General features: G+C 52.8%; 16 protein-coding genes. 4 read left to right on the top strand and 12 right to left on the bottom strand.

The features are described from left to right. Positions 1-16: 16 nt before the first annotated feature. The 8 genes from rseP to rpsB form a co-directional block, all read right to left on the bottom strand. Positions 17-1,366, bottom strand: a complete 1,350-nt coding sequence (gene rseP, locus DFO57_RS09380; protein WP_110015295.1) for a sigma E protease regulator RseP — start codon at positions 1,364-1,366, stop codon at positions 17-19. Positions 1,367-1,378: 12 nt separating this feature from the next. Beyond that, complete coding sequence (cdsA, locus tag DFO57_RS09375) at positions 1,379-2,236, bottom strand: phosphatidate cytidylyltransferase (protein WP_015700924.1); 858 nt, start codon at positions 2,234-2,236, stop codon at positions 1,379-1,381. A gap of 18 nt (positions 2,237-2,254) precedes the next feature. Beyond that, entirely contained in the window at positions 2,255-3,007 is a 753-nt protein-coding gene (gene ispU, locus DFO57_RS09370; protein ID WP_013024690.1) for a (2E,6E)-farnesyl-diphosphate-specific ditrans,polycis-undecaprenyl-diphosphate synthase, read from the bottom strand. A gap of 177 nt (positions 3,008-3,184) precedes the next feature. Continuing rightward, positions 3,185-4,381, bottom strand: a complete 1,197-nt coding sequence (gene ispC, locus DFO57_RS09365; protein ID WP_024472048.1) for a 1-deoxy-D-xylulose-5-phosphate reductoisomerase — start codon at positions 4,379-4,381, stop codon at positions 3,185-3,187. 110 nt (positions 4,382-4,491) lie between these two features. Next, on the bottom strand, positions 4,492-5,049 hold the full coding sequence (gene frr, locus DFO57_RS09360) for a ribosome recycling factor (RefSeq protein WP_013024688.1): 558 nt from the start codon (positions 5,047-5,049) through the stop codon (positions 4,492-4,494). Between the two features lie 143 nt (positions 5,050-5,192). After that, complete coding sequence (gene pyrH, locus DFO57_RS09355; protein WP_006117760.1) at positions 5,193-5,918, bottom strand: UMP kinase; 726 nt, start codon at positions 5,916-5,918, stop codon at positions 5,193-5,195. A 154-nt stretch (positions 5,919-6,072) separates the two neighbouring features. After that, positions 6,073-6,924, bottom strand: coding sequence for a translation elongation factor Ts (gene tsf, locus DFO57_RS09350; protein ID WP_013024686.1), 852 nt, complete (start codon positions 6,922-6,924; stop codon positions 6,073-6,075). Between the two features lie 183 nt (positions 6,925-7,107). Continuing rightward, on the bottom strand, positions 7,108-7,833 hold the full coding sequence (gene rpsB / locus DFO57_RS09345) for a 30S ribosomal protein S2 (protein WP_014592960.1): 726 nt from the start codon (positions 7,831-7,833) through the stop codon (positions 7,108-7,110). A gap of 318 nt (positions 7,834-8,151) precedes the next feature. Here rpsB and map point away from each other — a divergent pair, with 318 nt between their 5' ends. The 4 genes from map (at position 8,152) to DFO57_RS09325 (ending at position 13,173) form a co-directional block, all read left to right on the top strand. Further along, complete coding sequence (gene map / locus DFO57_RS09340; protein WP_013024684.1) at positions 8,152-8,946, top strand: type I methionyl aminopeptidase; 795 nt, start codon at positions 8,152-8,154, stop codon at positions 8,944-8,946. A 64-nt stretch (positions 8,947-9,010) separates the two neighbouring features. Beyond that, entirely contained in the window at positions 9,011-11,659 is a 2,649-nt protein-coding gene (gene glnD / locus DFO57_RS09335; protein ID WP_013024683.1) for a bifunctional uridylyltransferase/uridylyl-removing protein GlnD, read from the top strand. A gap of 80 nt (positions 11,660-11,739) precedes the next feature. Beyond that, positions 11,740-12,564 (top strand): 2,3,4,5-tetrahydropyridine-2,6-dicarboxylate N-succinyltransferase, encoded by an 825-nt coding sequence (gene dapD / locus DFO57_RS09330; RefSeq protein ID WP_013024682.1) that lies wholly within the window; start codon positions 11,740-11,742, stop codon positions 12,562-12,564. A gap of 216 nt (positions 12,565-12,780) precedes the next feature. Next, positions 12,781-13,173 (top strand): DUF3461 family protein, encoded by a 393-nt coding sequence (locus DFO57_RS09325; RefSeq protein WP_006117754.1) that lies wholly within the window; start codon positions 12,781-12,783, stop codon positions 13,171-13,173. Positions 13,174-13,256: 83 nt separating this feature from the next. On the opposite strand, the gene DFO57_RS09320 is transcribed toward DFO57_RS09325, so the two are convergent. The 4 genes from DFO57_RS09320 to dgt form a co-directional block, all read right to left on the bottom strand. Then, on the bottom strand, positions 13,257-14,468 hold the full coding sequence (locus DFO57_RS09320) for an alginate lyase family protein (protein WP_064373230.1): 1,212 nt from the start codon (positions 14,466-14,468) through the stop codon (positions 13,257-13,259). A gap of 32 nt (positions 14,469-14,500) precedes the next feature. Next, on the bottom strand, positions 14,501-15,658 hold the full coding sequence (locus tag DFO57_RS09315) for a CdaR family transcriptional regulator (RefSeq protein ID WP_014606551.1): 1,158 nt from the start codon (positions 15,656-15,658) through the stop codon (positions 14,501-14,503). Between the two features lie 176 nt (positions 15,659-15,834). Continuing rightward, positions 15,835-17,289, bottom strand: coding sequence for a serine endoprotease DegP (gene degP, locus DFO57_RS09310; protein WP_013024679.1), 1,455 nt, complete (start codon positions 17,287-17,289; stop codon positions 15,835-15,837). Between the two features lie 133 nt (positions 17,290-17,422). Then, positions 17,423-18,913 (bottom strand): dGTPase, encoded by a 1,491-nt coding sequence (gene dgt, locus DFO57_RS09305; protein ID WP_013024678.1) that lies wholly within the window; start codon positions 18,911-18,913, stop codon positions 17,423-17,425. Positions 18,914-18,987: the final 74 nt, after the last annotated feature.

The raw sequence follows: 18,987 nt of genomic DNA, 5'->3' as shown, positions 1-18,987 counted from the left end.
GCTCGCGTTCCAGCGGTTACAAACGTGAGAAATCATTGAAAAGTGCAAGCCCCATTAACATCACCAGCAGTATTGAACCGATGCGGTAACTAAAGTCTTGAACTCGCTCGGACACCGGTCCCCCTTTGATCTTTTCAATCGCAAGGAAGAGCAAGTGCCCACCATCTAAAACCGGTAGCGGGAACAGGTTGATGATCCCTAAGTTGACGCTAATCAACGCCAGGAACATCAGGTAGTAAATCATTCCATACTCGGCTGACAAACCTGCACCTTGCGCAATCGAAATCGGGCCGCTCAGGTTGTTCAGCTTCACATCGCCGGTTATTAACTTGCCCAACATAGAGACGGTCAGCTTCATTAACTGCCAGGTTTTTACACTGGCTTCACCAATGGCTGAAAACGCACCATATTGTCTTACCGTTTTATACTCGTCTGGCAGCGGTACGACTCGGGGAATCACCCCCGCAAACCCTTGTGCTTTGTTCCCAGGTTTCGCTTCGGGCGTCAGGGTTAACTGCACCGCGTCACCGTTGCGATCGACCTCAAGAGCAATACTTTTTCCTGGGTTATCCCGAACCTGGGTAGCAAAAGGCTGCCACTGCGATAATAACTGACCATCGACTTTAACGATCCTGTCGCCAGCTTGCAAACCGGCTGCACTGGCAGGCGAATTCTTTTGCACTTCAGCCAGGGTCGTTTCAATCTGCGGGCCCCGGGGACGAATTCCCAGCGCGACGACAGGGTCCTGCTTATCAGGTTCGAACTGCCAGTTGCGCAAATCGACCTGTTTTTGCTGCGTCCCCTGTTCGCCAAAACGACCCACTGTTAATGTCGTGCTGGCCTCACCGATTTTACCGATCAATGCCATGCGCACAGCTTCCCAGTCAGGCGTTTCGATACCGTCAACGGCCTTAAGTTCCGTCCCGGGTGTAATTTGCGCTTCTGCGGCGACCGAACCGTTCAGAATTTCACCAACTACCGGTTTAATACCCGGCACGCCGTGGATGAACACGACCCAGTAGGCAAAGATAGCAAACAGGAAATTGGCAATCGGGCCGGCAGCAATAATAGACGCGCGCTGCCAAATCGCTTTATTGTTAAACGCCTGGTGCCGAAGCTCGGCGGGAACGCTTTCTACCCGCTCGTCCAGCATTTTGACATAACCGCCAAGGGGAATGAGCGCAATCACAAATTCGGTGCCGTGACGATCGCGGCGTTGCCATAACGCCTTGCCAAAGCCGATAGAAAAGCGCTCTACTCTCACACCGCAACGCCGCGCCACCCAAAAATGGCCAAACTCATGCACGGTGATTAACACGCCCAGTGCAATGATAAATGCGGCAAAACTCCAGATTACGCTTAACATCGTCGTTTGCCCTTAAAGTGTCTGAAACACCAACAGCAATAAACAGGCAAATACCGGCACTGCTGCTGTCAGGCTGTCGATGCGGTCAAGAATACCGCCATGTCCGGGAATCAGGCTCCCGCTGTCTTTGATACCGGCCTCGCGTTTAAACATGCTTTCCGTCAGATCGCCCAGTACCGAAGCAAGGGTGGAAATCACGGCGCAGATCACCAGCGTGCCGGTGGGAACGGAAAGCGGCGCAAAACTGGCGAACAGGACGGCAATCAGCGCAGAAGAGAGCAGTCCGCCCAGAAAACCTTCCCATGTTTTACCGGGCGACACTTTTGGCGCCAGCTTATGTTTGCCAAACAGTTTGCCGAACATGTAGGCACCGGAATCAGCGCCCCATACCAGAAACATAACAAACAGCAGCCACCAGGCACCGGCAAAGTGATCGGCTTCGTAATGATACTGGCGGAGCGCCATCATGCCCCAGAAGAAAGGAATGACCGTTAACGCACCAAACAGCAGACGCAAGGGTCGGGAAGTCCGCCATAACGCAGCAGAGGCAGGATAGAACAGAACCAGTAACAGCGCGGCAATCCACCAGGCCAGTGAGGCCCACAGCCAGCCCGCCACCTGCGGCAGGTGCGCGTTATGTTCGTAGGGAGGAAGCGTAAACAGCATCAGCGTCAGAGCCAGACCGCATATCAGCGCGAGCCAGATCCGTTGTTGACGCGATGCCATACCAGACAGCTGCCCCCATTCCCAGGCGGCCAGCATGCAGATAATAATCGTAATAATTGCAAAGCCAACAGGCGGTAACCAGAACAATGCAGCGATCACCAGCGGGATGAGAATCAGCGCGGTGATCAGACGAGACTTCAGCAAAGGTTACCCCCAGATTGCTCAGGCGCCGCCTGGTGCAGCGCCGCCAAAGCGTCGCTCCCGCAGAGAGAATGCATTCAGTGCACCTTCAAAAACGTGTTCATCAAAATCCGGCCAGAGCACATCAGTAAAATAGAATTCCGCATAGGCAATTTGCCACAACAGGAAGTTGCTAATCCGATGCTCTCCCCCGGTCCTTATCACTAAATCCACTGGCGCCAACTGGTTCATGCACAGTTGCGACGTCAGGCTCTCTTCGGTTATCTGATCAGGGCGTAACAAGCCTTCCTGAACCTGTTCAGCCAACTTTTTAACGCCTTCGATAATATCCCATCGCCCGCCGTAGTTCGCAGCAATGTTTAGCGTGAGTCGATCGTTATTCTCCGTCAGCGCTTCTGCCCGACGGACACGTTCCTGAATGCGGGGGCTGAAGCGGCTGATATCGCCAATGATGCGTAAGCGAACATTATGCTTGTGCAGGCTTTTCACTTCACTGTCCAGCGCCCAGACAAACAGCTCCATCAAGGCAGTGACTTCCTGCGCAGGACGGCTCCAGTTTTCGCTACTAAAGGCGTAAAGCGTTAACGCTTCAAGATTATTACTGACGGCAAAGCTAACGGCGCGACGTACTGATTTCACGCCCGCTTTGTGACCGGAGATACGCAGTTTTCCCTGGTTCTTAGCCCAACGGCCATTGCCATCCATAATGATAGCAACGTGGCGTGGACCGGTTCCCTGTTGGTCATCGGTGTTGTTGTGATTTTCAGACGACATAACGCGTAATCAATTCCTTTCATCAGAAATGCTGTGGTTTCTGAATACATTGCGCCCGGTACAAATCCCGGCACTGTCTGCCAGGCCACACCGAATTTGGTGACAGACCGTTAAACGCGAGCCAGCGACTATAACATTTTCACCTGAAGCGAACAAATAGCCTCAACGCAATCGTTGTTATGCCGTGAAGCGTGGCAACATTTCGGTCGCAGCGGCGCGTGCCATACGATCGATTTCGATGACAGCGTCCACTGAATCCGGTTCCTGGCCGTGCTGCGATGACAGCACTGCGCTGTTTAACGCTGCGATATCGGTAAAACGAATTCGCTGATTCAGGAACGCCGCCACGGCGATCTCATTGGCAGCATTAAGCGTGGTGGTGGCCGCCTGCCCGGCCTCGCAGGCATCAATTGCCAGTTTAAGACAGGGGTAACGGCCAAAATCAGGTTCTGAGAACGTCAGCGCCGACATGCGGGTAAAGTCCAGCGGTGTGACCCCAGCGTGAATACGCGCTGGCCAGGCCATACTGTGGGCGATAGGGGTTCGCATGTCAGGTGAACCTAACTGTGCCAGCACGCTGCCATCGCAGTAACGCACCATGGAGTGGATCACCGATTGGGGGTGCAAAATCACTTCCATCTGCGCGGCACTGGCGTTGAACAGCCAACGAGCTTCAATGTATTCAAGACCTTTATTCATCATGGTGGCCGAATCAACCGAGATTTTACGCCCCATTGACCAGTTCGGATGTGCACAAGCCTGATCTGGCGACATATTGCGCAGATCCGCTAAATTTGTGTCACGAAAAGGGCCACCCGATCCCGTAAGAATAATCGACTCAATGCCGTTATTCTGCAGGTCAGCGTAACCTAACTGATGCTGGATGGTAGCGGGCAAACTCTGAAAAATCGCATTGTGCTCGCTGTCTACCGGCAACAGCTGCGCCTTATGCTGGCGCACAGCCTCCATAAATAAACGGCCGCACGTCACCAGGGATTCTTTATTCGCCAGCAGGACGGTTTTACCCGCGCGAATCGCTGCCAACGTGGGCAGTAAACCTGAGGCGCCCACAATCGCCGCCATCACCTGGTCAACCTCATCCAGCGCGGCCAGTTCACAGGCTGCCTGAACGCCGGAGAGCACTTCAGTCTTCACCTTCAATGCTCTCAGTCGCTCACGTAGCGCAACAGCGGCTTCTTCGTCTGCCATCGCCGCATAGCGGGGTTGGAACTGTACGCACTGCTCAGCCATCAGGGCCACGTTTTTACCGGCAACCAGCGCCGTGATCTGATAGCGCGTAGGATTGGCACTGACGACTGCCAGCGTGCTGGTGCCTATCGAACCGGTTGAACCGAGCAGAGTTAATCGCTTCATAATGCTGTCCATGTAGAGGTGAAAGCGTGGGGCACAATGTAAAACGCCGCCAGAGGTGACATTCTGTCAGAATGCCTCTCTGTACGGCGTTTTGGTCGGCGATGATGGAATCAGAAGTCCATCAACTCCGCTTCTTTTTCGGCCAGTGCCGCATCAACTTTCTTGATGTGCGCATCGGTCATTTTCTGGATTTCATCCTGCGAACGACGTTCGTCGTCTTCGCTGATTTCTTTATCTTTCAGCAACGCTTTGATTTTATCGTTGGCGTCGCGACGAACGTTACGTACAGACACACGTCCCTGCTCGGCTTCACCGCGTACGATTTTAATCAGATCTTTACGACGCTCTTCCGTCAGCGCAGGGAGCGGAACACGAATGTCCGAACCCGCTGAGTTTGGATTGAGGCCAAGATCGGACGCCATAATCGCTTTTTCAACGGCCGGGCCGAGAGAGCGATCAAACACGTTGATTTTCAGCGTGCGGGAGTCTTCAACGGTAACGGAAGCCAGCTGACGCAGTGGCGTCGGCGTACCGTAATATTCAACGATAATGCCGTCGAGCAGAGAAGGTGAAGCACGGCCTGTGCGTACCTTGCTGATAGTGGTTTTGAATGCCTCGACGCATTTGTCCATGCGCGTATCAGCATCTTTTTTAATGTCGTTAATCACGTTAAAACCCTTGGATTCGGTTTGACCTGGCCAGTTCCGGCATCACCGGAAGCGGGATCGATAATCATCGATAATCCTGACTGGTGCACGGCTAAACATTACCGCACTGACAGAATATACCTTATTTTATCTCGCCTCGGGTATTAATGCGTAATCAGGGTACCTTCTTTTTCACCCATCACTACGCGACGCAATGCGCCAGGTTTGTTCATATTGAAAACGCGGATTGGCAGTTTGTGATCGCGCGCCAGCGTAAACGCGGCGAGATCCATCACTTTAAGCTCTTGATCCAGCACTTCCGCATAAGTCAGTTTTTCATACAGCGTTGCATCAGGGTGCTTCACCGGGTCGGCCGAGTAAACACCGTCAACTTTCGTGGCTTTCAGCACTACATCCGCTTCGATTTCAATACCACGCAGACAGGCGGCTGAATCCGTCGTGAAGAAAGGATTGCCCGTACCCGCAGAAAAGATAACCACACGGTTATTACGTAACAGGCTGATGGCTTCTGCCCAGCTGTAGTTATCGCAAACGCCGTTGAGGGGAATCGCGGACATCAGACGGGCATTGACGTACGCGCGGTGCAGTGCATCACGCATCGCCAGGCCGTTCATTACCGTAGCAAGCATCCCCATGTGGTCACCCACAACGCGGTTCATGCCCGCCTGCGCCAGGCCGGCTCCGCGGAACAGGTTACCGCCGCCAATCACAACGCCCACCTGGATACCCAGCTCGACCAGTTCTTTGACTTCCTGAGCCATGCGGTCAAGCACGCTCGCGTCGATACCAAAACCCTCTGCACCTTGAAGTGCTTCGCCACTGAGTTTTAGCAGGATACGTTGATAAACAGGTTTTGCGTTGGTCGCCATGGTCAATTCGTCCTGGAAGATATGATGAATAAGAAGTAATTCCGATCAATCATCCGCTTAGAGCAAAAGAATTACTATTGGGATGAAACTGAAAACGTATCTTTTGCCTGTGGCAGACAAAAAAGAACCGCCATCTGGCGGTTCTTTCAGATCATTAAGACTGTTTGGACATTGCTGCAACTTCAGCAGCAAAATCAGTCTCAACTTTTTCGATGCCTTCGCCCACTTCAAAGCGGATGAAGTTGATTACGTCAGCGCCCTGCTCTTTCAGCGCCTGGCCAACGGTTTTGCTTGGATCGATAACGAATGCCTGACCGGTCAGAGAGACTTCACCGGTGAATTTCTTCATACGGCCTTCAACCATCTTCTCTGCGATCTCTTTTGGCTTACCAGACTGCATCGCGATGTCCAGCTGAACCTGGTATTCTTTATCAACCACTTCCGCAGAAACGTCTTCTGGCTTAACAAACTCAGGTTTGCTTGCCGCAACGTGCATTGCGATCTGTTTGATCAGATCTTCGTTAGCGCCTTTGGCAGAAACCAGAACGCCGATACGTGCGCCGTGCAGGTAGCTGCCCAGTTCTTCGCCTTCCAGAAGAGCAACGCGACGAATGTTGATGTTCTCGCCGATTTTAGCAACCAGGGCAACACGTTCTTCTTCGAACTGTGCTTTCAGCACTTCAACGTCGGTGATGCGGTCAGCCGCAGCAGCGTCAAGAACTTTATCAGCAAACGCCTGGAAACCGCCGTCTTTTGCTACGAAGTCAGTCTGGCAGTTCACTTCCAGAATCACACCGTAGTTACCAACGATTTTGGTTTTGATTACGCCATCAGCAGCAACGTTACCCGCTTTTTTCGCTGCTTTAATTGCGCCAGACTTACGCATGTTTTCAATCGCCAGCTCGATGTCGCCGCTCGCTTCAGTCAGCGCTTTTTTGCAGTCCATCATGCCTGCGCCAGTACGCTCACGCAGTTCTTTTACCAATGCAGCGGTAATTTCAGCCATTCCAGAATCCTCGGTTCGTACCTGAGCACAAGTGCATCAGAAGGTACTTATTTGCGGAAAATTTACTCTGTCCCGCCGTCCTGAACAGGGGCGTAACAGACTTGGATAAAATAAAGGGGCCATGTTTGGCCCCTTACAGATCACATCTGAATGCTAAGGGCTCTTATGCAGAGCAAACCTTAATTAAGCGTTTTCTAAAGACGCTTCTTCAGCCTGCTCAGCCAGATCCTGAGAGCGGCCTTCGCGAACGGTGGTCGCAACGGCAGTCAGGTACAGGTTGATAGCACGGATCGCATCGTCGTTACCTGGGATAACGTAATCAACGCCATCTGGATCAGAGTTAGTATCAACGATAGCAAATACTGGGATACCCAGGTTGTTTGCTTCTTTGATTGCGATGTGTTCGTGGTCAGCATCGACAACAAACAGTGCATCCGGCAAACCGCCCATGTCTTTGATACCGCCCAGGCTGTTTTCCAGCTTGGCCAGTTCACGAGCGCGCATCAGCGCTTCTTTCTTGGTCAGTTTGTCGAAAGTGCCGTCCTGAGACTGCGTCTCAAGCTCTTTCAGACGTTTGATAGACTGACGAACGGTTTTCCAGTTGGTCAGCATGCCACCCAACCAGCGGTGGTTTACGAAGAACTGGTCGCAGCTCAGTGCAGACTCTTTGATCGCTTCGGCAGCAGCGCGCTTAGTACCAACGAACAGAATCTTACCTTTACGGGAAGAGATTTTGGTCAACTCAGCCAGAGCGTCGTTGAACATTGGTACAGTTTTCTCAAGGTTGATGATGTGAACTTTGTTACGCGCACCGAAAATGAATGGCTTCATTTTTGGGCACCAGTAACGGGTCTGGTGACCGAAGTGAACACCAGCCTTGAGCATATCGCGCATGGAAACAGTTGCCATGATTACTACCTCTAGTTTAATTGGGGTTGGGCCTCCATGTATCCCATACAACCGACCTCTTTCAAGGCACCCCGGCGTATGTGTCGATACATGTGTGTTTTATTACACATAGTGAGATTATTGCGTTTCCCGCTGACCTTAACGGCCATACAGAGAATCGTCGGCGCGCTTTATACCACAATCACGCTTTGGACGCCAATAAATGTTCGCTTACGGCCTGTGGTGCGTTCTCTGTTTGGCAGCCCTTTTGGCTTGCTGTTAACATGAGAGCACAGCATTCATTATCGCTGAAAATTTCAGCAGCAGCGGAATAATTTAATGGCAATCTCAATTAAAACCCCCGAAGAAATCGAAAAAATGCGCGTCGCTGGCCGCCTCGCCGCCGAAGTGTTAGAAATGATCGAACCCCATGTGCAGCCTGGCGTGACCACGGGTGAACTGGATCGTCTCTGCCACGAACACATTACGCAGCATCAGCAGGCGATTTCTGCCTGCCTGGGTTACCACGGTTTTCCGAAATCCGTCTGCATCTCGGTAAATGAAGTGGTCTGTCACGGTATTCCGAGCGACGATCGTCCGTTGAAAGATGGCGACATCGTTAACATCGACGTGACCGTGATTAAAGACGAGTACCACGGCGATACCTCGAAAATGTTTATCGTCGGCAAGCCGACGATCCAGGGTGAGCGCCTGTGCCGCGTGACTCAGGAAAGCCTTTATTTATCACTGCGTCTGGTGAAGCCGGGTATTCGCCTGCGCGAGCTGGGCCGCGCTATCCAGAAATATGTTGAAGCGAATGACTTCTCAGTGGTGCGTGAATACTGCGGTCATGGCATCGGCAAGGGCTTTCATGAAGAGCCACAGGTTCTGCACTACGATGCAGACGACAGCGGTGTCGTCCTGCAGGCCGGCATGACCTTTACCGTGGAACCGATGGTGAACGCCGGTGATTATCGCATTCGTACCATGAAAGACGGCTGGACGGTGAAAACCAAAGATCGCAGCTTGTCGGCGCAGTACGAGCATACTATTGTGGTGACGGATAACGGCTGTGAGATTTTAACCCTGCGTAAAGACGACACCCTTCCCGCGGTGTTAGTTAACCAGGCGTAATTCCTCCCCTGATAAAAGGCCGGCGCTCTGCCGGTTTTTTTATGGTTACTGATGAGAACGCTGCATGAGCCTGTCGCAAGAAGTGAAAAACGGTCTGAATGATTCGCCTGGCGAGTGGCAGGACGATCAGCTATCACGTGAAATACTCAAGCAGCGCCTGGAGTGCTTTCAACAGCACCTGGCGGCGGCCTTTGATAGCGGTGAGGCGGCAGAGAATCTGATTCATGCCCGAACCCTGTTTATCGATCGCCTTCTGCGTCGCCTGTGGCGTTACTTTGGCTTCGACAGCATGAAATCCATCGCTCTGGTTGCTGTCGGGGGTTATGGTCGGGGTGAGCTTCACCCGCTTTCCGATATTGACATATTGATTCTCAGCCGCCAGCCGCTTAACGAAGAGGCCGCCCAAAGCGCCAGCGCGCTGCTGACGCTGATGTGGGATCTCAAACTGGAAGTGGGCCACAGCGTGCGTAGCCTGGAAGAGTGCCTGTTGGAAGGCTTATCCGACCTGACGGTGGCGACCAACCTGATTGAAGCGCGGATGCTGGCCGGTGATGTCGCGCTGTTCCTCGAACTGCAGAAAAATGTCTTTAGCGATGGCTTCTGGCCGTCGTCCCGCTTTTTTGCCGCCAAAATTGAAGAGCAACAAGAGCGTCATACGCGCTATCACGGTACCAGCTACAACCTGGAACCGGATATTAAAAGCAGCCCGGGCGGTTTACGTGATATTCATACGTTACAGTGGGTTGCGCGACGGCACTTCGGCGCGACAACGCTCGACGAGATGGTGGGCTTTGGCTTTCTGACCGACGCCGAACGCGCCGAACTGAATGAATGCCAGGCCTTTCTCTGGCGGATTCGGTTTGCGCTGCATCTGTTGCTGCCGCGTTATGACAACCGGCTACTGTTCGATCGCCAGCTTAGCGTTGCCCAGCGCCTTCAGTATCAGGGCGAAGGCAACGAGCCGGTTGAACGCATGATGAAGGATTTTTATCGCGTCACGCGTCGTATCGGCGAACTGAACCAGATGCTGCTGCAGTTGTTCGATGAAGCCATTCTGGCCCTCTCTACCAATGAAAAACCCTGCGCTATTGATGATGACTTTCAGCTACGGGGTAACCTGATCGATCTGCGCGATGAAACGCTGTTTGATCGGGAGCCTCAGGCGATAATGCGCATGTTTTACGTCATGGTGCGCAATGACAACATCAAAGGGATCTATTCGACCACGCTGCGCCGCCTGCGCCACACACGTCGCCATCTTAAGCAGCCGCTCTGTCAGTTGCCTGAAGCACGCCGTCTGTTTATGTCGATCCTGCGTCATCCCGGTGCGGTCAGTCGTGCATTAGTTCCGATGCATCGCCATAGCGTACTCTGGGCCTATACGCCGCTCTGGGGTCAGATCGTTGGGCAGATGCAGTTTGACCTGTTCCACGCCTATACCGTGGATGAGCACACCATTCGGGTTCTTCAGAAGCTGGAAAGTTTTGCCAACGAAGCGACGCGTCCACAACATCCTTTATGCGTTGAACTCTGGCCGCGCCTGCCTCAGCAAGAGTTACTGCTGATGGCGGCGCTGCTGCATGACATTGCGAAAGGACGTAACGGCGATCACTCTGTTCTTGGCGCGCAGGATGCGCTGGAGTTCGCCGAGATGCACGGCCTTAACTCGCGTGAAACGCAACTTGTCGCATGGCTGGTACGGCATCATCTGTTAATGTCCGTGACCGCGCAGCGTCGTGATATTCAGGACCCCACGGTGATTCAGCAGTTCGCCGAGGTCATGCAGAACGAAAACCGACTGCGTTATCTGGTGTGCCTGACGGTGGCTGATATCTGCGCCACCAATGAGAGCCTGTGGAACAGCTGGAAGCAAAGTCTGCTGCGAGAGTTGTTCTTCGCCACCGAAAAACAGCTGCGTCGCGGCATGGAAAACAGTCCGGATCTGCGGGAACGCGTACGTCATCACCGCCTGCAGGCGCTGGCGCTGCTGCGTATGGACAACATCAATGAAGAGCGGTTACATCACATCTGGAATCGCTGTCGCGCCGACTATTTTCTGCGCCATACGCCCAACCAGATTGCCTGGCATGCCCGCCACTTACTGGGACACGATCTTAATCAACCGCTGGTGCTGGTCAGCCCGCAGGCAACGCGCGGCGGGACCGAAATTTTTATCTGGAGTCCCGATCGCCCGCACCTGTTCGCCGCCGTGGCAGGAGAGCTGGATCGTCGCAACCTCAGCGTGCATGATGCGCAAATTTTTACCAGCCGCGATGGCATGGCGATGGATACCTTTATTGTACTGGAGCCGGATGGCAGTCCCCTGTCGCCCGATCGTCATGCGATGATCATTCAGGCGCTGGAGCAGGCGATAACCCAGAGAGAGTGGGTGCCACCGCGCACCCGCCGTCAGGCCGCCAGGCTTAAGCACTTTAGCGTGGATACCGAAGTGAATTTCCTGCCAACTCACACCGATCGCCGCAGTTATCTGGAGCTGGTAGCCCTGGATCAGCCCGGTTTACTGGCGCGCGTGGGGGAAGTGTTTGCCGATCTCGGCGTCTCTCTGCATGGTGCGCGCATCAGCACCATTGGCGAGCGCGTGGAAGATTTGTTTATTTTAGCCAATAGCGAACGCAAGGCACTGGATGAGGAAATGCGTCAGACGTTGCAACAACGGTTGACAGAAGCCCTTAATCCAAACGATAAAGTGTGACCCGCTTCAATTTGTGAACATCAACTTTTTACCCGTGCCGGTCACTGGCTGGCACCACAAATGACAGATCAGGAAAAAATATGCAACAGTTACAGAGTGTTATTGAATCTGCCTTCGAACGTCGCGCTGACATCACCCCGACCAGTGTGGATACTGAAACCCGCGAGGCGATTAATCAGGTTATCGCCAAACTGGACAGTGGTGAACTGCGCGTTTCTGAAAAAATCGACGGCGAATGGGTAACGCATCAGTGGCTGAAAAAAGCCGTTCTGCTCTCTTTCCGCATTAATGACAATCAGGTGATGGAAGGGGCTGAAACCCGTTTTTACGACAAAGTGCCAATGAAGTTTGCCGACTGGGACGATGCGCGCTTCAAAGAAGCCGGCTTCCGCGTGGTGCCGCCCGCTGCCGTTCGCAAAGGGGCTTTTATTGCGCGCAACACGGTTCTGATGCCTTCCTACGTGAACATCGGCGCCTTTGTGGACGAAGGCACAATGGTTGATACCTGGGCAACCGTCGGTTCCTGTGCACAGATTGGTAAAAACGTACATTTATCCGGTGGTGTAGGAATCGGTGGCGTACTCGAGCCGCTGCAGGCCAACCCCACCATCATTGAAGATAACTGCTTTATTGGCGCACGTTCTGAAATCGTTGAAGGCGTGATCGTTGAAGAAGGCTCCGTGATTTCAATGGGTGTTTATATCGGTCAGAGCACCAAAATTTATGACCGCGAAACCGGCGAAATCCACTACGGTCGCGTGCCTGCCGGCTCGGTCGTGGTATCCGGTAACCTGCCGTCTAAAGATGGCCGCTACAGCCTTTACTGCGCAGTCATTGTGAAAAAAGTTGATGCGAAAACGCTGGCGAAAACCGGCATCAATGAACTGCTGCGTACGATCGACTAATCTGTCGGACGGGCTGTACGGCAGCCCGTCATCTTTTGTTTACAGCTGTTACGGGTAATGTTGTTTTTCTACACGAACCAACAGGTGCGTTTACTTTTCATCCAGGTCATAATTCGCGCCAGTTAAATCCTGTTGCGCACTGATTCATGTTATTTATGTCTATAGTCATTAAGTCATGAACAATTCTGCGCGCCTATCATTTGGTGGAAAATAATTATGTATGACAATATTAAGAGCTTAGGCATTAGTAACCCTGACGATATCGATCGCTACAGCCTGCGTCAGGAAGCGAATAACGATATTTTGAAAATTTATTTCCGCAAAGATAAAGGTGAATTTTTCGCCAAAAGCGTGAAATTTAAATATCCTCGCCAGCGCAAGACCGTCGTTGCTGATAACGCGTCACAAGGCTATCGCGAAGTGCAGGAAATCAGCCCGAACCTGCGTTATGTGATCGATGAACTGGACCAGATCTGCCAGCGCGATCAGGTGGAAGTCGATCTGAAACGTAAAATCCTTGATGATCTGCGTCATCTTGAAGGCGTCGTTTCCCATAAAATCGCCGAAATTGAATCCGATCTGGAAAAACTGACCCGCAGCGGCCGTTAATTATTTCAGATTTACATCAGGCCAGCCGCATTAAGTGTGATTCACTTGACGCGTCTGGCCTTTTTTATTGGCAATCTGCGCGGCTATCGCCTGAGTAACACCACATCACGTAGCACCTCTGCTGAGCCGGTACGCCATTCAGGACGATCAATCCAGGATTGGTAACGTTCTGACTTAAGTGTGACGTCAGCCAACAGCAGTAAGGGGATTAACCGCTCGCTTTGGCGTTCGCGGGTTTTCCACGGCCAGCGGCGTGATGGATCGCTAAAGGGCGCCATATAATCCAGCGCCGCCAGTAGCGAGCCACCCTGCTTGTTTTGATAGTGCCAGAGATCGTCCAGCCCACGCTGAGAAGCTAACGCCGCGATAGCGGTTAGCGCCTGCAAATTAAAGACGCTGTAATGAAAGGAGCGGGTTCGCGCCAGCTCAAGTGGCTGAGTCCCCTCTTTCTGTATTTGCCCATCAATTTTTCGTTTGGCCAGCGCCGACATATCAGCGATCACCGTGTTTTTGCCCAGGTAAGCGGCAATACCGGCAACCTGTACGCTGTACCAGCTGCCATGATTATTTGGGGCATCCCGCTCCTGTTGCGCCAGCTGGCTGGTCTGCAGCCAGCTAAGATAGTCACTGAACCAGCGATGTAACGCCGCCTCGTCGCTGTCGCGCCAGCCGGGTGACTGGCGCAACAGCACCAGCGCATCAACAATGCGGGTCGCAAAATAGCGCCCATCCAGTACGCCATCATGACGGCCAGGCGTCCTGCCTGGAATCCCCTGGGCATAATTCAGGTTTGGATTCATACGGCTGGCAGGATCGATAAACCAGTGGCGGATCATCGATTGTGCTTTGCTGGCATAGCGTGCATCGCCAGAAAAGAACCAGGCCAGCGAGAGTGTCTGTACATCTGCGCTAAAGCGCGCCAGCCGCACGCCGTCGGTTTGGTTATTTTTCGTGTCGGGATTAATCTCACCATCCCGACGAATCCAGGGCAACCCCGTTTTCTGCTTTCCGTCCGGCCACCAGTAGGCGCTCAGGCTCAGATAGTCATGCCGCGATCCGCTGGGCGGCATCAGCCCCTTATCCATCACGCTGGGATCGGGCTGGCTGAGCGCCTTTTCTGCCTGATGTTGCAGCTGACGCCAGGCCTGTTCCGTCAGTGTGCTCGCCTGATGATTCTGCAAAGCCTGCCGGGTATTCATCAGGGCATCAGTAGAGAGAAAAATCAGGCTGTCAGGCCGTGCCTGGCAGGTAAACGTAACGATTAGCAGGCAAACTATGGCGGGCAATATACGCATCGGGCGTCCTCATGGTTTCATAAGCAGCGTCATCAGCCCTGCTCATCCAGCTGTAACGCAATATACAGCAGTAATCGATCGTCAAAATGACCAAGGTTCAGTCCGGTTAACTCAGCGATCCGATTCAGTCGATACTCCAGCGTATTACGATGAATAAACAGCGCGCGTGATGTTGCGCCGGGCTGGACGTTATTGCTGAACCAGGCGCTTAAGGTCCGGCGCAGTAAACCGTTGCTGTCCATGCTTTTCAGTTTTTCCAGCGGACGTGCCAGCTCGTTCGCCTGCCAGCCACCGCGTAAACTGTCCAGTAATACCGGCAGCATCAGATCCTGATAAAAATAGCTGCGGACGTCTGGCATGCGCTGCTTTCCAACGGCCATGGTGGTGCGCGCAGTGCGGTAAGAGCGGGCGATGCTGCCCGGACCGGTAAAGAAGTTGCCCAGCGCAATACGCATGCGCAGATGACCGCTTTCGTTCATTCGCTGCATCAGTTGCTCAACCCGCTTGCGATGATCGTGACGGTCGTAACGTCCGTGTGTGTTTAATGCCGGTTTCAGTACGACCATTTCGGTTAGCGACACAATGGCTATCAGGTTATCCCGAACGGGGGTGGTGAGTAAGGTTTGCAGCTGCTGTAATTCAGACATGGCGCTGTCCACGCCTAACTGCCCGCTGTCGACTTCGATCACTGCCACCACGCGGGGCTGATTAAGATCGATACCCAGGCGCTGTGCCCACTCTGTCAGCTGTGGCGTCAGCGCATCACTTCTTATCAGGTTGAGCACCAGCTCTTCACGCAGTCGGCTGTCCTGAGCCAGCATATGTAATAGCCGGGCCTGCTCCAGCATCATCTCTGCCGCCATACAGACTAATTCGCCATAGTGACGCAGTGCGCCCGGCTCGCCTGTCAGGCCAATGACGCCTACGATCGCCCCGTCAATACGTAGCGGAAGATTGATGCCTGGCCGCACGCCGTGCAGATGTTTTGCCACAGCATCGTCGATATCCACGATGCGCCCCTGAGACAACACCAACAGCGCGCCCTCATGCAACTCCCCGATGCGCTCCCTGTCACCACTGCCAATGATTCGCCCACGCGCATCCATCACGTTGACATTGCCATCAATGATTTTCATGGTGCGCGCAACAATTTCCTGCGCCAGCCGCGCGTCGAGATGACAGGTAGCCATCCTTATCTCCTGAGTCATATGAGAGGAAGGACAGAATAGCCGTGTGACACGCGGAGAACATTATGCATTCGCCCATAGCCGCGCCGGCTTTGGCAGAAATGCGGCAGGCATCACATTTGTGATCTGTGCCATAAAAAAGGCGGACCGAAGTCCGCCTGATAAGCATCAAGCAGTGATTACTGCATCAGCAGGTAGAGCGATGTGTCGCCACGTTGCACATTCAGCGCCAGCACCGGTGGTTTGGTATCGAGGATCTTGCGTAGTTCCCCTAAGTTGGTCACCGGCTGCTGGTTGACGCCAAGAATCAGGTCGCCTTTTTTCAGACCCACTCTTGCCGCCGCACTGCCCGCTTTCACGCTATCGACCCGCACGCCTTTCTCTTTGCCTGCGTTATTACTCAGATCTGCACCTTCAATGCCGGTGTAAATCGTAGCGGACTGCACTTTGTCCTGGGTGCTCTGCTGCAGCTGCACGGAGACATCCAGCGGTTTGCCATCACGCAGCAGGCCCAGCTTCAGCGTCGTGCCTACCGGTAAAGAGCCGACTTCAGCGCGCAGCGAGGCAAAGCTGGTGAGCGGCTTGCCGTTCATAGAAACGATCACGTCACCCGCTTTAATACCGCCTTTCGCTGCCGCGGAATTGGGCACGACCTGACTAACAAAGGCGCCGCGCTGCGCATCGACCTTCATCGCTTTAGCCAGTTCAGAGTTGAGCTCTGTTCCCATGATACCCAGCTCACCGCGTTTCACCTGACCATACTCCACCATCTGTGCGGTCAGGTTTTTCACCATGTTGCTGGGGATGGCAAAACCAATACCAATGTTGCCGCCGTCTGGGGCCAGAATCGCGGTGTTAATACCAATCAGCTCACCGTTGAGGTTCACCAGCGCGCCACCCGAGTTACCGCGGTTAATCGCGGCATCGGTCTGGATAAAGTTTTCGTAGTTTTCAACGTTGAGACCACTGCGCCCCAACGCCGAAACGATGCCCGAGGTTACGGTTTCGCCCAGACCATAGGGGTTACCGATTGCTACGGTATAATCGCCAACGCGCAAATTATCGGAGTCAGCCATTTTAATGGCGGTCAGATTTTTCGCGCCTTCCAGCTGAATCAGCGCTATATCCGAGCTGGGATCTTTGCCGATGACTTTGGCGTCGTAGCTACGACCATCGCTCAGTTTGACCTGAATTTTCGTCGCATCGTTGACCACATGGTTGTTGGTTACCACATAGCCTTTTTCTGCGTTAATGATCACGCCAGAACCCAGCGCTCTGAATTTTTGCTGCTGGGTATCCGGGCCTGCAGGCGCACCGCCGCCGCTCCCGCCCGCGCCCTGGCACAGCGGCGAGCCCATGAACGGAGAACCGTCCTGACAGAAAGGCGAATTATCGCCAAAAAATTGCTGGAACTGCTGCGGCATACGCGGCGTTTTGACCGTTGTACTGCCTTCCACGCTGATGCTCACAACGGAAGGCATCACCTTCTCCAGCATGGGGGCAAGGCTTGGCAACGGCTGGCTTGGGGAAGATGAAACGGAAGAGGATGTCTCCGCAGCGAAAGCACTCACAGGGGTCAGTGCCATGCCAAGACTAAGCGCCAGAGCGCTTAACATTAACGAGGTTTTTTTCATTTTGGTATCTCACAATGATGGATATACTGACCATTGCTGTGGTCGAATGTTGAGATAAATGTTTTAGCGCGAAGTTCCTCGAAAAGTTTTAGGCAAAGGTAAAAATTTATTCGCGCTCTTTACAATTCTCTGCTTATTCCACCGCCATCAAACGACGGTACTCATCCCAGGCATAGAGATCGGTCATGCCGCTAATGTAATCCTGAATCAGACGAAAGCGATAATAACGTTCCCATAACAAACGCTCATATTTGTGTTCAACAACCAGCGTGCGCATTTTATACAGATAGGCTTTTCTGTGCTTTCCGGAAAGTTTATGGAAAAGACGTGTCTCAATCGGATGGTTGCGCAAAAAATCTTCATTTATCAGTGTAGTAAAGTCTTCATAATTCAACATCATTAACGGTTGGTATATTTCAAGCAACCCCTTTATGACGCGATAACCCTGCAGCTCCAGCTGTTCAACTTCGGAATGATTAAACACCTGCTGCCGTGCTACAGTTTTAAATATTTGTAATAAACGCCCCTCTTCGCCGCCATCTTCTAATAATGCATGGTTGAAGTTTCCGTCAAAAATAGCGGGCAGATTGTCGATAAAACGTTTAACGGCATAGGTGACCAGAACGTTCTGAACATTAACCCGGAGGGACATGAAAAATTGATCGCTTCGGCTGCGGCGTTTTTTACTTCCTGCTTCGCGCCAGGCCTCACCTACGGTACGGCTGAACGCATCATTGTTATTTATTGGCCCCCAGGCTTTGCTGAGGAATTCATACAAACTGTCGACATTGAAAATGGCTTTTTCGACGGCGTCATCCAGATCGGCAATACAATATGAAATGTCATCAGCCGCTTCCATGATATAGGTCAGCGGGAAGCGATGATGCTCCGTCAGATGCGTGGCGGCACGGAGGTCGCTGATATATTCCCGCTCAGACAAATAAAAGCCCGGCTTTTTCATTAATACGCTAAATTCGGCCGGTTTCTCACCCTGCCACCATGCCGGCGCGGTATATTTAAGAATACAGGCCACCTGAGAGTAGCTCAGGTTGAGCTGCAGCAAGGTGTGCACCATACGGATCGCCTGGGCATTGCCTTCAAAATGGCATAAATCCTGACGAATCATAGCGTTCATTTGATTAAAGGACTGGCGCTGCTCTTCGCTTTCGACGCCAGCCACCAGCGGATCGACCAGTTCGGCAGCCAGATTATCTTCAAACCAGTCGTTAATGGCAGCTTCGCCAAAATGCCCGAACGGAGGATTCCCGACGTCATGCAACAGACACGCCATTTCGACCAGACTTTCAAAGGCCCCTTCCATGTCGTCCAGTCCATATTTTGCCAGCCCACCCTGCATTTTTAAGGTTTGCAGAATCTCTTTGCTGATATATCGACCGGTTTGCTGCACTTCAAGCGAATGCGTCAGGCGTGAACGGACGGCGGCGTTGCGCTCAAGCGGAAAGACCTGGGTTTTTTGTTGCAGTCGGCGAATGGCCGCCGAATTAATGATGCGTCCACGATCGCTTTCAAAATGGCGGGTAATAAAATATTCACCTTGCGGATCTTTACGGTTGCTATAAGGGCGAGTGAAGCTGATCTTCTTCCTGAAATTGATCGCCGCCATACCTGTCCCCTTATTTTTTCGTGAAATGATCCCGTCAGTGCCATGATAGACTATGCCCGATTTTTACATTCATT

Origin of the sequence: Pantoea sp. AG702 (assembly GCF_003182295.1) — a bacterium.
GTDB classification, from domain to species: Bacteria; Pseudomonadota; Gammaproteobacteria; order Enterobacterales; family Enterobacteriaceae; genus Pantoea; species Pantoea ananatis.
This window is presented reverse-complemented; position numbering and strand designations above follow the sequence as displayed.